Annotated in this window: 10 protein-coding genes; 4 read left to right on the forward strand and 6 right to left on the reverse strand. The window is 71.4% G+C overall.

Features of this window, described 5'->3' with window-relative positions:
- Positions 1–4 precede the first annotated feature (4 nt).
- From sucB to N3K63_RS07150, 3 genes are read right to left on the reverse strand one after another with little or no spacing between them, the layout of a single operon-like run.
- Positions 5–1,753 carry a 2-oxoglutarate dehydrogenase, E2 component, dihydrolipoamide succinyltransferase gene (gene sucB, locus N3K63_RS07140; RefSeq protein ID WP_261579473.1) on the reverse strand — a complete coding sequence of 583 codons (1,749 nt, stop codon included), beginning with the start codon at positions 1,751–1,753 and terminating at the stop codon, positions 5–7.
- A 57-nt stretch (positions 1,754–1,810) separates the two neighbouring features.
- The gene (gene lpdA, locus N3K63_RS07145; RefSeq protein WP_261579474.1) at positions 1,811–3,181 is read right to left on the reverse strand and encodes a dihydrolipoyl dehydrogenase; all 1,371 of its coding nucleotides are present in this window, start codon (positions 3,179–3,181) and stop codon (positions 1,811–1,813) included.
- The gene (locus N3K63_RS07150; RefSeq protein WP_261579475.1) at positions 3,178–4,647 is read right to left on the reverse strand and encodes a leucyl aminopeptidase; all 1,470 of its coding nucleotides are present in this window, start codon (positions 4,645–4,647) and stop codon (positions 3,178–3,180) included. Before N3K63_RS07150 ends, lpdA begins: the two co-directional genes overlap by 4 nt.
- Before the next feature lie 131 nt (positions 4,648–4,778).
- On the opposite strand from N3K63_RS07150, the gene N3K63_RS07155 reads away from it, so the two are divergent.
- From N3K63_RS07155 to N3K63_RS07165, 3 genes are all read left to right on the forward strand, one after another.
- Positions 4,779–5,702 carry a proteasome assembly chaperone family protein gene (locus N3K63_RS07155; protein ID WP_261579476.1) on the forward strand — a complete coding sequence of 308 codons (924 nt, stop codon included), beginning with the start codon at positions 4,779–4,781 and terminating at the stop codon, positions 5,700–5,702.
- Positions 5,703–5,908: 206 nt separating this feature from the next.
- Positions 5,909–7,279, forward strand: a complete 1,371-nt coding sequence (locus N3K63_RS07160; RefSeq protein ID WP_261579477.1) for an RNA polymerase sigma factor — start codon at positions 5,909–5,911, stop codon at positions 7,277–7,279.
- On the forward strand, positions 7,276–7,971 hold the full coding sequence (locus N3K63_RS07165) for a coenzyme F420-0:L-glutamate ligase (RefSeq protein ID WP_261579478.1): 696 nt from the start codon (positions 7,276–7,278) through the stop codon (positions 7,969–7,971). Before N3K63_RS07160 ends, N3K63_RS07165 begins: the two co-directional genes overlap by 4 nt.
- Positions 7,972–8,007: 36 nt before the next feature.
- Here the strand turns inward: N3K63_RS07165 and N3K63_RS07170 are convergent, their stop codons facing one another.
- Both N3K63_RS07170 and N3K63_RS07175 read right to left on the reverse strand, forming a co-directional pair.
- Positions 8,008–9,033, reverse strand: a complete 1,026-nt coding sequence (locus N3K63_RS07170) for a sugar-transfer associated ATP-grasp domain-containing protein (protein WP_261579479.1) — start codon at positions 9,031–9,033, stop codon at positions 8,008–8,010.
- A 101-nt stretch (positions 9,034–9,134) separates the two neighbouring features.
- Positions 9,135–9,347, reverse strand: coding sequence for a DUF7455 domain-containing protein (locus tag N3K63_RS07175; protein ID WP_261579480.1), 213 nt, complete (start codon positions 9,345–9,347; stop codon positions 9,135–9,137).
- 203 nt (positions 9,348–9,550) lie between these two features.
- On the opposite strand from N3K63_RS07175, the gene N3K63_RS07180 reads away from it, so the two are divergent.
- Positions 9,551–11,623: a DNA gyrase/topoisomerase IV subunit B gene (locus N3K63_RS07180; protein WP_261580062.1), complete on the forward strand. Its 2,073-nt coding sequence runs from the start codon at positions 9,551–9,553 to the stop codon at positions 11,621–11,623.
- Between the two features lie 237 nt (positions 11,624–11,860).
- Here the strand turns inward: N3K63_RS07180 and N3K63_RS07185 are convergent, their stop codons facing one another.
- Entirely contained in the window at positions 11,861–14,308 is a 2,448-nt protein-coding gene (locus N3K63_RS07185; RefSeq protein ID WP_261579481.1) for a DNA gyrase/topoisomerase IV subunit A, read from the reverse strand.
- Positions 14,309–14,317 lie beyond the last annotated feature (9 nt).

The following is a 14,317-nucleotide window of genomic DNA, read 5'->3' on the forward strand; positions in this document are numbered from 1 at the left end:
TCGATCAGATGCCCAGGTCGCCCTCGAACTGCGCCGCCTCGAGGCGGGCCTTCAGCGCGCCCAGGAATCGGGCGGCGTCGGCACCGTCGATGATGCGGTGGTCGTAGGAGAGGGCGAGGTACACGTAGGAGCGCACCGCGATCGCATCCTTGCCGTCGACCGAGACCACGCCCGGCTTCTTCACCACGGCGCCGAGGCCGAGGATCGCCGACTGCGGCAGGAAGACGATGGGCGTGTCGAACAGCGCGCCGCGCGAACCGGTGTTGGTCAGCGTGAACGTGCCGCCGGCCAGCTCGTCGGGCTTGAGCTTGTTGTCGCGCGTGCGGGCGGCGAGGTCGGCGATGTCACGCGCGAACTGCGCGAGGTTCTTGCCGGCGGCGTCCTTCACCACGGGGGTGAGCAGGCCGCGCTCGGTGTCGACCGCGATCGAGATGTTCTCGTTCGGCGGGTAGACGATCTCGTCGCCGTCGACCGTGGCGTTGATGATCGGGAACGCCTGGAGCGCCTCGACGGCGGCCACGGCGAAGAACGGCAGGAACGACAGCTTGTCGCCGGTCTTCTGCTGGAACTCGCCCTTGACCTTGTCGCGGAACGACGACAGCTTCGTGACGTCGACCTCGACGACCGTCGTCAGCTGCGCGGTGGCCTGCATCGAGGCCACGGCACGCTCGGCGATGACCTTGCGCAGACGCGACATCTTCTGGGTCGTGCCGCGCAGCGGCGAGACCTCGACGGCCGCCGGAGCGGGCGCGGCAGCAGCGGCGGGCGCGGCGGCGGCGGGAGCCTTGGCGGCCTCGGCAGCCTTGAGCACGTCCTCCTTGCGGATGCGACCGCCCACGCCGGTGCCGGTCACCGAGGCGAGGTCGACGCCCTGCTGCTGCGCGAGACGGCGCACGAGCGGGGTGACGTAGGTGGGGCCGTCATCCGACAGCGACGGCGCGGACGACTCGGCGGCGGGAGCGGCGGCCGGGGCCTCGGCGGCGGGAGCCGGAGCTTCGGCGGCAGGCGCCTCGGCCGGAGCGGCCGGAGCCTCGGCCGGAGCCTCGGCGGGAGCGGCGGGCGCCTCCGCGGCGGGGGCCGGTGCCTCTTCGGCGGGAGCGGCGGGAGCCTCGGCGGCGGGCGCGGGGGCACCGGAGCCGACGCGGGCGAGCACGGCGCCGACGGCGACGGTCTCGTCTTCGGCGACGACGATCTCCTGCAGCACACCGGCGACCGGCGACGGGATCTCGGTGTCGACCTTGTCGGTGGAGATCTCCAGCAGCGGCTCGTCGACGTCGACGTTGTCGCCGACCTGCTTGAGCCAACGGGTGACGGTGCCCTCGGTCACGCTCTCACCCAGTTCGGGGAGCACGATGTCCTTCGCGTCGCCGGAGGCGGCGGGCGCCTCGGCGGCGGCGGGCTCGGCGGCGGGGGCTTCGGCAGGCGCGGCCTCGGCGGCGGGCGCCTGCTCGGCTGGGGCCTCGGCGGGCGCGGCTTCGGCCGGCTCGGCGGGGGCGGCCTCGGCGGGCGCGGCGGAGCCGTCGCCGATCTTCGCCAGGACGGCGCCGACCTCGACGGTCTCGTCTTCCTGCACCAGGATCTCCTCGATGACGCCCGACACGGGCGACGGGATCTCCGTGTCGACCTTGTCGGTCGAGATCTCGAGCAGGCCCTCGTCGGCCTGGACGGTGTCACCGACCTTCTTGAGCCAGCGGGTGACCGTTCCCTCGGTGACGCTCTCGCCGAGCGCGGGGAGGACCACGGATGTGCTCATGGGTATGTCTCCTTCAGAAAGTTCGATTCGTGTCTAGCTTAGTGACCGGTCCGGTCGTCAGAGCGCGTGCAGCGGCTTGCCTGCCAGCGCGAGGAATGCTTCGCCGAGCGCTTCGCTCTGCGTGGGGTGGGCGTGGAGGAACGGCGCGATGTCTTCCGGGTGGGCTTCCCAGCCGACGGCGAGCTGCCCTTCGGTGATCAGTTCGCCCACGCGATCGCCGAGCAGATGCACCCCGAGGATCGGTCCGTCGGCGGTGCGCACGACCTTCACCAGGCCGCCGGTGCCGATGATCTCGCTCTTGCCGTTGCCGGCCAGGTTGTACTCGTATGCGACGACCGCGTCGCCGTGCACCTCGCGGGCCTGGGCCTCGGTGAGGCCGACCGAGGCGGCCTCGGGACTCGAGTAGGTGACGCGGGGGATCGTGGACTCGGGGACGGCGACGGGGGAGAGTCCCGCGATCTCCTCGGCGACGAAGATGCCCTGCGCGAACCCGCGGTGGGCCAGCTGCAGACCGGGCACGATGTCGCCGACGGCCCAGACGTGCGCGGCGGCGGTGCGCAGGCGCTCGTCGACTGTGACGAATCCGCGGTCGAGCACCACGCCGGCCTCTTCGAAGCCCAGACCCGCCGTGGCGGGACCGCGGCCCACCGCGACCAGCAGCACGTCGGCCTCGAGGGCGGTGCCGTCTTCGAGCGACACCGTCACCCCGGCATCCGTCTGGGTCGCCCCGGCGAAGCGGGAACCGAGCCGCGACTGGATGCCGCGCTTGCGGAAGGCCCGCTCCAGACCCTTGCTGAGGGCGATGTCCTCGTTGGGGACGAGGTGGTCGAGCGCCTCGACGATCGTGACCTCGGCGCCGAACGAGCGCCACACGCTCGCGAACTCCACGCCGATCACGCCGCCGCCGAGGATGACCGCGTGCTGCGGCACCTCGCCGAGGGCGAGCGCCTGCTCGCTGGTGAGGATGCGGCCGCCGATCTCGAGGCCGGGGAGCGACCGGCTGTACGACCCGGTGGCGAGCACCACGTCGGTGCCGCGGTAGAGGTCGTCGCCGACGGCGACGGCGGGACCGTCGACGAGGCGACCCTCGCCGGGGACGACGGTGATCTTGCGTGCGCTGATGAGCCCCTGCAGGCCCTTGTACTTCTTGGCGACGATGCCCTCGCGGTAGGCGGTGACCCCGGCGACGTCGATGCCGCCGAAGGATGCCGTCACGCCCACGTGCGCGGCGCCGCGCACGTGCTCGGCGACCTCCGCCGCGTGCAGCAGGGCCTTGGTCGGGATGCAGCCGCGGTGCAGGCACGTGCCGCCGAGCTTGTCCTTCTCGACGAGCGCGACCGACTTGCCGAGCTCTGCCGCACGCAGGGCCGCCGCGTAGCCGCCGCTGCCGCCGCCCAGCACCACGAGGTCGAAGTCGTGCTCGGTCATCGCGCACCTCCCACGAAGTCGATGAGCGTGCGCACCGTGGCCGCCGTCGGGCCCTTGTCGACCGCGCCGTAGGCGGCCTTGGTCGTGCCGGAGCCGGCGATGTCGAGGTGCACCCACGGGATGCGCGCGGCGTCGGGCTCGTCGGAGACGGTGCCCACGAAGCGGCGCAGGAACAGCCCGGCGAACAGCGAGCCGCCCGACGGGTCGCCGATCTTCGCGTTCTGCAGGTCGGCGATCTGCGAGTCGAGCTCCTCCTCCATGTGGTCGGGGAGCGGCAGCTGCCAGGCGTCCTCGCCGGCGCGGGCGGCGGCGGCGAGGTAGGCGGCGACGGTCTCGTCGTCTCCCATCACGCCGGTGTGCCGGTTGCCGAGGGCGACCGAGATCGCCCCGGTGAGGGTCGCGACGTCGACGATCACGTCGGGCCGGGTGCGGCTGGCGGCGACCAGGCCGTCGGCGAGCACCAGGCGGCCCTCGGCGTCGGTGTTGAGCACCTCGACGGTGGTGCCGTCGAGGATGCGCACGACATCGCCCGGGCGCGTGGCCCGCCCCGAGGGCATGTTGTCGGCGATGCACAGCCAGCCGGTGACGCGCACCGGCAGCGCGAGCTCTGCGGCGGCGCGCACCACGGCCAGCGCCGTGGCCGCTCCGCACATGTCGTACTTCATGCCGACCATGGATGCCGGCGGCTTCAGCGACAGGCCGCCGGTGTCGAACGTGATGCCCTTGCCCACGATCGCGACGTGGCGGGTGGCGCCGGCGGGGGAGTAGTCCACCCGCACGAGGCGCGGCGGGCGGTCCGAGCCCTGTCCGACCCCGAGGATGCCCCCGAAGCCCTGCGCCTCGAGCTCCTTCTCGTCGAGCACCTCGACCTCGACGGGGAGGCCGGCGACGGCCTCGATGGCGCGCTCGGCGAAGTCCTGCGGGCCGAGCCACTGGGCGGGGGTGTGCACGAGGTCCTTCACCAGCGCCGCGGCGGCGCCGAGCGCCGTGGCGGCCGCGGCATCCGCCTCGGGAAGCTGTTCGGGCGCGACGACGATCACGCGCGCGGCGCGGGGCTTGCCGCCGTCGTTCTTCTTGTAGCCGGCGAAGCGGTAGCCGCCGAGCACGGCGCCTTCGGCGAGGCCGCGCAGGGCGCCTGCGGGCGCGCCGGGGGCGCCGACGGCGATCGCCTCGAAGCCGGTCGTGGTGCGCACCGCCGCGCCGACGGCGTCACGCAGGCGGTCGGCGGTGGGCGCAGCGCCCGTGCCGACCACATACAGCGGGAGGGAAGTGACCTGGGGCGCCGACACCCGCAGGGTCTGACCGGGGGCCCCGGTGAACCCGACGGCGGTGAGCGCCTCGGCCAGCCCGGGCCAGGGGCCGAGCGCGTCGCCGGACTCGTCGGCCGGCGGAAGGGCCAGCAGCAGGGCGTCGGCTTCGACGTCGGAGAGGGGCGCGGTGGTGGACGACAGCTCCGGATACGGCATTGCCCCATCCTTCCACGACGCGCCGCGACCGCGGGGCTGCCACGGCGAGCTCCGCGCGCGGGCGGCGCCCTGTTCGCTGTCAGCATGACGCCGACGGATCCGCCCTCCGCAGAGGCTCGTAGAGTGAATGCATGCCGCTCTCCGGTCCGCTTTACGAACGAGTCGCCTCGGCCCCGCCGGTTCCCGCCGGGCTGCCGATGGTCATCGTGCTGACCGGCTTCACGGATGCCGGCGGCGCGGTCGCGCGGATGCAGGAGTTCTTCCACGAGTCGCTGGAACCGGCGCCCGTGGTGTCGTTCTCCTCCGACGTGCTGCTGGACTACCGCGCCCGTCGCCCGGTGATCAGCTTCCAGGCCGACCACCTCGCCGAGTACCGCCCCGCACGGCTGGAGCTCTCGCTCGCCCACGACGCGCTGGGCCAGCCCTTCGTGCTGCTGTCGGGCTTCGAGCCCGACTTCGCCTGGGAGGCGTTCGCCGAGACCGTCGTGGGACTGGCGGAAGGCCTCGAGGTCGCCACCGTCACGTGGGTGCACGCGATCCCGATGCCCGTGCCGCACACCCGCCCGCTGGGCACCACCGTCAGCGGCACCCGCACCGAGCTGACCGAGGCGCACTCGGTGTGGAAGCCCCGCACCCAGGTGCCCGCCACCGTCGGCCACCTGCTCGAGTACCGCTTCGCGCAGGCCGGCGCCGCCGTCGCGGGCTTCGTGCTGCTCGTGCCGCACTACCTGGGCGACACCGAGTACCCCGCCGCCGCCCTGGCGGGCCTGGACAGCGTGAGCGTGGCGACCGGCCTCGTCTTCGACGTCGACGACGTGCTTGAGGAGAACCGCGCCTACCTCACCAAGGTCGACGATCAGGTGGGGGCCAGCGAAGAGCTCACCACGATGCTGCAGGGACTCGAGGCCCGCTACGACGCCTATATGGCCGGCTCCACCCTGGGGCAGCCCATCATCCACGCCGGCGACCTTCCCAGCGCCGACGAACTGGCCGCCGAGCTGGAACGCTTCCTCGCCGACCGCCGCTCCGACGACGACCGTCGCGGCCGGATCTGACGCCCGCAGAGGGAATGTCGGGGGCGCCGGGGGCGTTTGAGTCGACTACGGGCAGGACACGCGCCGGAACCGGCGATGATGTGTGCGAGAATGGACGTTCCGACCCGTTGTCAACCCCGAGATCGCCGCGAGAGCGTCGTTCGGGACTTGACAAGGGTCTTACTCCTGTCCGCGAACCCGGCGAGAGTGCCGGTGAAAGGCGAACCGTGACGGCAGGCACGAAGACCACACGCAAGACCGAGGAGACCGAGGCCCAGGCCGAGGTTGCTCCGGCTGCGAAGACCCCCGCGAAGAAGGCGGCGGCCAAGACCACCGCCGCCAAGGCGCCCGCAGCAAAGGCACCCGCGGCCAAGAAGGCTCCCGCGCGCTCGGCGAAGGCCGCGCCCGCGAAGGCATCCAAGGCGAAGTCCGCTCCTGAGGACGACGACGCCGACGAGGAGGAGATCGACGACGAGGCCCTCGAGGTCGACGCGGCCGACGGCGACGACACCGAGGCGGCTCCGGCCGCCAAGGGCGAGGCCAAGGACGCGTCCGACGACGAGGACGGCGACGAGGAGGAGGGCACCAAGCCCGCCTTCACCGAGCCGCTGCCCACCGGCGCGATCGTCATCTCGTCCAGCGACGAGGACGACGTCCCCGTCTACTCGACGCAGATCACCGGCGCCACCGCCGACCCGGTCAAGGACTACCTGAAGCAGATCGGCAAGGTGCCGCTGCTGAACGCGGCCGAAGAGGTCGAGCTCGCGATGCGCATCGAGGCGGGCCTGTTCGCCGAGGAGAAGCTGTCGCACATGACGGCTGCCGAGAAGTCGAACCAGCTCGGACTCGACCTGCAGTGGGTCGCCCGCGACGGTCAGCGCGCGAAGAGCCACCTGCTGGGCGCGAACCTGCGCCTCGTCGTCTCGCTCGCCAAGCGCTACACCGGCCGTGGCATGCAGTTCCTGGACCTCATCCAGGAGGGCAACCTCGGTCTCATCCGCGCGGTCGAGAAGTTCGACTACACCAAGGGCTTCAAGTTCTCGACGTACGCCACCTGGTGGATCCGTCAGGCGATCACCCGCGCCATGGCCGATCAGGCACGCACCATCCGCATCCCGGTGCACATGGTCGAGGTCATCAACAAGCTCGCCCGCGTGCAGCGGCAGATGCTGCAGGACCTGGGCCGCGAGCCCACGCCCGAAGAGCTCTCGCGCGAACTCGACATGACCCCCGAGAAGGTCATCGAGGTGCAGAAGTACGGCCGCGAGCCGATCTCGCTGCACACTCCGCTCGGCGAGGACGGCGACAGCGAGTTCGGTGACCTCATCGAGGACACCGAGGCGGTCGTGCCGGCCGACGCCGTGGGCTTCACCATGCTGCAGCGTCAGCTGGAGTCGCTGCTGGACTCGCTCAGCGAGCGCGAGGCGGGCGTGATCCGCATGCGCTTCGGCCTCGGCGACGGTCAGCCCAAGACCCTCGACCAGATCGGCGACACGTTCGGCGTCACGCGTGAGCGCATCCGCCAGATCGAGTCGAAGACGATGGCCAAGCTCCGCCACCCGTCGCGGTCGCAGTCGCTGCGGGACTACCTCGAATGAACCCCGCGCCCAACGAGGGCAAGTCCCTCGAGGCGGTCGTCGACGGGCAGACGTACGCGCGGATCCCGATCCGCACCCGCGTCGTCATGCCCGGCGACGACCTCGACGCGTTCGTCGCCGAGTACGCCAAAGACCAGCTCCAGCCCGGTGACCTGCTGTTCGTCACCGAGAAGATCGTCGCGATCACGCAGGGTCGGTCCTACCTCGTGGCCGACATCCACCCGCGCCGGCTGGCGCGCTTCCTGTCGCGCTACGTCGTGAAGACGTCCTACGGCATCGGCCTGGGCATGCCCGAGACGATGGAGATGGCGATCCGGGAGTGCGGGACGCCCCGCATCCTGTTCGCCGCCGCCGTCGCCGCGGTCACCAAGCTCTTCGGCCGCCGCGGTGACTTCTACCGCATCGCGGGCGACAAGGCGCGCTCGATCGACGGTCCGACCCGGCACACCATCCCGCCCTACAACAAGGCGGTCGTGCTGGGTCCGAAGGATCCCGCGAAGGTGGCGGCGCGCCTGAAGGCGCAGCTGCAGGCCGACGTGGCCGTCGTCGACATCAACGACATCGGCGGCAACATCCTCGGCTCGACGCTCGATCGTGCCGGCGAGGCGCGGCTCGTGCGCATCCTGCACGACAACCCGCTCGGTCAGCAGCACCAGTCCACGCCGCTGGGCATCATCCGCCCCGTCGGCTGACAACGGCGCGCACAGCGCACACGAAGCGGCGGTGGGTCAGTCCAGACCCATCGCCGCTTTGTAGCGCGGCAGGTGGCCGTGGCGCACACCGGTGGCGCTGGGCTTGTTCTCGAACACGCCCGCGCCCCAGTTGCCCTCCAGCAGCACCGGGCCCCCCGGGCCCATCACGACGTCCCAGCCCACGTAGCGCACCTGCGGCACGACGAGGGCCACCTCGGTCATGAACGCGGGCAGCTGGTCCATGTGGGGCAGCTGGAAGTCGGCGACCCGCCGACCGCTCTCGGGGTGGGTTTCATAGATCTCGCCGTTGATGTCGTAGCCGTTGCCCAGCGAGTGCCCGGCCTCGTCGAGGGCGACGTAGAACCCGCCGAACGCACCCTGGTCGCTGACCTGACCGCGCCCGAACTTCTGGGCCATGTTGATGATGGCGACGGTGCCGTCGTCGCGGACGAAGGTCGTCACGCGCGTCGTGTTCACGGTGCCGGCGCAGTAGGCGGCCAGGTCGGCGTGCTGCACGATGTTCTCCTCGAGGAGCACCTCGTCCTTCTCGAGCAGCATCGCGTGGAAGGCGTCCCAGTCTTCGACCTCGGCCGCCTCGTAACGGCGCACGCCGGCGCCGGACTTGCTCACCGGCACCTTGGCGATGAACGTCGGATGCCGCTGCGCGAACGCCTGCACCTCGGCGGCGTTGCCGGGCACGACCTCCAGCCACTCGCGACGCAGGAACGCGTCGAAGTCTCGGTTGAAGGCCACCTTGTGGTGGAAGCGGTGCACGTGGGCGGGGTCGTCGAAGCGGTGGGAGAACTCCATCGCGAGCGGGCTCGTGACCCAGGTGGCCCGCTCGGCACGCGTGAGGATGGCGAAGTCGAACTCGATGTAGTCGTTGAAGCCCACGCGGTGCCGCGCCGCCGACCACAGCATGTCGGCGACCACGAGCGGGTAGCTCTTGCCGTGGATGCGGGCGGTCTTGCGCGCGCGGTCGGTGACCGCCTTCACGTCGATGCGGACCGCGCGTCGTCCGAGGACGCGGAGGCGGTGCAGCGGGGAGAGGCGAGGCGACATGGAAGAGTCCTCCAGGGGGATCGGTACCGAGCCAGTCTAGGTTCGACGGGCGGGTGCCGACGCCTCCGGAGGACTCTCCGAAACGGTGGGGCCGGTGCGGGTCAGGAGCTCAGACGCGCGGTCTCGTCGTGCCACGAGGTGGCGACGGCGCGCAGCTTCTCTTCGTACTTGCGGCCGTGGTGGGCGCAGAACAGCAGTTCCGATCCGTTGACCTCGGCGGCGATGTAGGCCTGGGCGCCGCAGGAGTCGCAGCGATCTGCGGCCGTCAGGCGGAACTCGAGGACGGCGGGCTCTGCGGTGGTCGACATGCTCATTTTCGGGTGCCTCCTCGTGCGTGTGGATCCGGTGCGGTGTCCTTGCAATACAACCATGTGGTGGCGCCCACAATGCCCGGCGGCGGTGACATTTCGCTGTGCGCGTACGGCGTTTCCCTCCGTGGCCGCGGGGGAGGAGCGGGGTTGCGGTCGCGCGCGTGTGTCGCCGGGGCCGGTGTCGGCACCCGCGGCTACGCTGGAGGATTGTGACCTCCGAGTATTCCGCCCATCATCTGCAGGTGCTCGAGGGCCTCGAGGCGGTCCGCAAGCGGCCGGGCATGTACATCGGCTCGACCGACTCCCGCGGGCTCATGCACTGCGTCTGGGAGATCATCGACAACGCGGTCGACGAGGCCCTGGCCGGCAACGGCTCCCGCATCGACATCATCCTCCATGCCGACGGCAGCGTCGAGGTGCGCGACCGCGGCCGCGGCATCCCCGTCGACGTCGAACCGCGCACCGGACTCACCGGTGTGGAGGTCGTCTTCACCAAGCTCCACGCGGGTGGAAAGTTCGGCGGCGGCTCCTACGCGGCATCCGGCGGTCTGCACGGCGTCGGCGCGTCGGTGGTCAACGCGCTCAGCGAGCGTCTCGACGTCGAGGTCGACCGGGGCGGCAAGACGCACTCCATGTCGTTCCACCGCGGCGAGCCGGGCCAGTTCGCCGGCGACGCCCCCGACTCGCCCTTCACGCCGTTCGAGGCGTCGTCGCTGCTGCGGGTCACCGGCAAGGCGCCCCGCGGGGTCACCGGCACCCGCATCCGCTACTGGGCCGATCGGCAGATCTTCACGAAAGACGCCGCCTTCCACCTTGCGGAGCTCGAGCAGCGCGCCCGCCAGACCGCGTTCCTGGTGCCGGGCCTGGAGATCGTCATCGCCGACGAGCGCGGCCCCGAGCGTGTCGAGACCAGCTACCGCTTCGACGGCGGCATCTCGGAGTTCGCCGAGTTCCTCGCCCCCGACGCCGCCGTCACCGACGTCTGGCGGCTCACCGGCTCGGGCACCTTCACCGAGACGGTGCCGGTGCTGCAGCCCACGGGCGCGATGGTGCCCACCGATGTCGAGCGCGTGTGCGAGGTCGACATCGCGCTGCGCTGGGGCACCGGCTATGAGACCCTGACCCGCTCGTTCGTCAACATCATCGCCACCCCCAAGGGCGGCACCCACCAGGCCGGCTTCGAGCAGGGACTCATGAAGGTGCTGCGCTCCCAGGTGGAGCAGAACGCCCGGCGTCTGAAGGTCGGCAACGACAAGCTCGAGAAGGACGACATCCTCGCCGGCCTCACCACCGTGCTCACCGTGCGCCTGGCCGAGCCCCAGTTCGAGGGGCAGACCAAAGAGGTGCTCGGCACCCCGGCCGTGCGCACCATCGTCGCCGGTGTCGTGGCCAAGGAGCTCGCGGCGCGCTTCGCGTCGACCAAGCGCGACGACAAGACCCAGACCTCGCTCGTGCTCGACAAGGTCGTCTCCGAGATGAAGGCGCGCATCTCGGCGCGCACCCACAAAGAGACCCAGCGCCGCAAGAACGCGCTCGAGTCGTCGTCGCTGCCGGCCAAGCTCGCCGACTGCCGCACGCAGGACGTCGCGCAGTCCGAGCTGTTCATCGTCGAGGGCGACTCGGCGCTCGGCACCGCCAAGCACGCCCGCAACAGCGAGTACCAGGCGCTGCTGCCCATCCGCGGCAAGATCCTGAACGTGCAGAAGGCCTCGATCAGCGACATGCTCTCCAACCAGGAGTGCGCCGCGATCATCCAGACCATCGGTGCCGGCTCCGGCCGCTCGTTCGAGCTCGAGTCGGCGCGCTACGGCAAGATCATCCTCATGAGCGACGCCGACGTCGACGGCGCCCACATCCGCACCCTGCTGCTGACGCTCTTCTTCCGTTACATGCGGCCGCTCATCGAGGCGGGGCGCGTCTACGCGGCGGTGCCGCCGCTGCACCGCGTGGTCGTGATGAACCCCGGCAGCAAGCCCAACGAGACGATCTACACCTACTCCGACCGCGAGCTGCAGACGCTCCTGGCGAAGCTGACGAAGTCGGGGAAGCGCTGGCAGGAGCCGGTGCAGCGCTACAAGGGCCTCGGCGAGATGGACGCCGACCAGCTGGCCGAGACCACCATGGACCGCGCCGGTCGGCTGCTGCGCCGTGTGCAGGTGCAGGATGCCGACGCCGCCGCGCACTCGTTCGAACTGCTCATGGGCAGCGACGTGGCACCGCGCCGCGACTTCATCGTGTCCTCGAGCGACCGCCTCGACCGCGAGGCGATCGACGCCTGACCCGCGCCTCCCTCCGCGGGTCGTCGCTGCGCCCCTCCGGTCGTTGAGCGAGCGCAGCGAGTCGAAACGCCCGCACCCCCGGTCGAGCGACCGCAGCACCCCCGGTCGTTGAGCGAGCGCAGCGAGTCGAAACGCCTGCACCCCCGGTCGTTGAGCGAGCGGAGCGAGTCGAAACGCCCGCACCCCGGGTCGTTGAGCGAGCGCAGCGAGTCGAAACGCCCCAGCGGGCCGACGGCGTCAGCTGACGGCCGCGCCCACGGCCGAGACGACCGCCTCGAGGGTCTGACCCGACGCGTCGCGCTTGGCTCCGGCGGCCGGCAGCGTGCGCACCGATCCGTCGGCGCCGACGGCGCGGGGGCCGTCGCCGACCCACGCGAGGGTGATCGCGTCCTCGCCCTTCAGGAAGCGCTGCGCGCGCACCCCGCCGGTGGCTCTGCCCTTGGCCGGGAACTCGGTGAACTCCGACACCTTGCCCGATCCGGCGTCGGTGCCGGCCAGGGCCTGCGTCGAGCCGGCGATGGTGACCACGACCGTCTCGTCGCCGGCGACGACCGCATCGAAGTACACGGCGCGCTCTCCGGCGGTGATGCGGATGCCGGCCATGCCGCCGGCCGCGCGACCCTGCGGCCGCACCTGGTCGGCGCCGAAGCGCAGCAGCTGCGCGTCGGAGGTGACGAAGACGAGCTCGGCGTCGTCGGGAGCCGCCGCGGCGCCCACGACGGTGTCGCCGGGCTTGAGCGCGATGATCTCGATGTCGTGCCGGTTCAGCGGCAGCTCGGCGGCCGACACCCGCTTGACCACGCCCTGGGCGGTGCCCAGCGCCACGACCGGAGACTCCTCGAGCGGCACGATCGCGACGACGTGCTCGCTGCCGGTGAGACCGAGGTACTGGTCGGCCTTGGTGCCGGCGGCCAGCTGCACCGAGTTGGCGGGAAACGACGGCAGGTCGACGGGGGAGAAGCGCACCAGGCGGCCCGCGGTGGTGACCGCGCCCAGCTCGCCGCGGGTCGTCGCGTTCACGGCGGAGCGGATCGCGTCGTGCTTCGAGCGGCGCGCGGGAGGCAGCACCGTGCCGTCTTCGCCCAGCTCGGCACGCACCATCCGCCCCGTCGCCGACAGCAGCACCCGGCAGGGGGCATCGGCGATCTGCAGGTCGACCGGGGCCGCGCTGCGCGAGCGGGCCGCGACCGGGCCGCCGTTGAGCAGCAGGGTGCGGCGCGGGGTGCCGAACATGTCGGCGGCGGCGTCGAGCTCGCGGGCGACCTGCGCGCGCAGCAGCACGTCGCTGGCCAGCAGCGCCTCGAGCTCGGCGATCTCGGCCTTGAGGTTGTCGCGCTCGGTCTCGAGCTCGATGCGGGAGAACTTCGTGAGGCGGCGCAGCCGCAGCTCGAGGATGTACTCCGCCTGCGGCTGCGACAGGTCGAACACGTCCATGAGGCGGCCGCGGGCCTGCTCGCCGTCGTCGGAGGCACGGATGACCTGGATGACCTCGTCGATGTCGAGGATCGCGATGAGCAGACCCTCCACCAGGTGCAGGCGCTCCTGGCGGCGCGCCAGACGGTAGCGGCTGCGACGGGTGACGACCTGCAGACGATGCCCGAGGTAGACCCGCAGCAGCTCTTTGAGGCCGAGCGTCTGCGGGCGGCCCTCGACGAGGGCGACGTTGTTGATGCCGAACGAGTCCTCCAGCGGCGTGAGCCGGTAGAGCTGCTCGAGCACGGCGTTGGGGTCGAAGCCCGTCTTGATGCCGATCACGAGCCGCAGCCCGTGGTTGCGGTCGGTGAGGTCGTTGACGTCGGCGATGCCGGTGAGCTTCTTGGCGCCGACGGCATCCTTGATCTTCTCGATCACCCGCTCGGCGCCGACCATGTAGGGCAGCTCGGTCACGACGATGCCGGTGCGGCGCGGGCCGAGCGATTCGACCGAGACCTTCGCGCGGGTGCGGAAGGTGCCGCGACCCGAGGCGTAGGCCTCTTTGATGCCGTCGAGGCCGACGATCACGCCGCCGCCGGGAAGGTCGGGGCCGGGGACGAACTCCATGAGCTCTTCGAGGGTGGCCTCGGGGTGCTCGAGCAGGTGGATGGCCGCGGCGACGACCTCGACGAGGTTGTGGGGCGCCATGTTGGTGGCCATGCCCACGGCGATGCCGGTGGTGCCGTTGACGAGCAGATTGGGGAAGGCGGCCGCCAGCACCTCGGGCTGCTGGAACTGTCCGTCGTAGTTGGGGATGAAGTCGACGACGTCCTCGTCGAGGTTCTCGGTGAGTGCCAGGGCGGCCGGTGCCAGTCGCGCCTCGGTGTAGCGCGCGGCGGCGGGGCCGTCATCGAGCGAGCCGAAGTTGCCGTGACCGTCGACCAGCGGCACGCGCAGCGCGAACGGCTGGGCGAGGCGCACGAGGGCGTCGTAGATGGCGGAGTCGCCGTGGGGGTGCAGCTTTCCCATCACCTCGCCCACGACGCGGGCGCTCTTGACGTGGCCCCGGTCGGGCCGCAGCCCCATCTCGGCCATCTGGTACAGGATGCGTCGCTGCACCGGCTTGAGGCCGTCGCGCGCGTCGGGCAGGGCGCGCGAGTAGATCACCGAATAGGCGTACTCGAGGAACGAGTCCTGCATCTCCGCCGAGACATCGACGTCCTCGATGCGCTCGGGTGCGGGGGACGGCGAGTCGGTGCGCGAAGCGGCCATGGGGTCGGG

Source organism: Microbacterium festucae, from assembly GCF_025421715.1.
Classification (GTDB): Bacteria; Actinomycetota; Actinomycetes; order Actinomycetales; family Microbacteriaceae; genus Microbacterium; species Microbacterium festucae.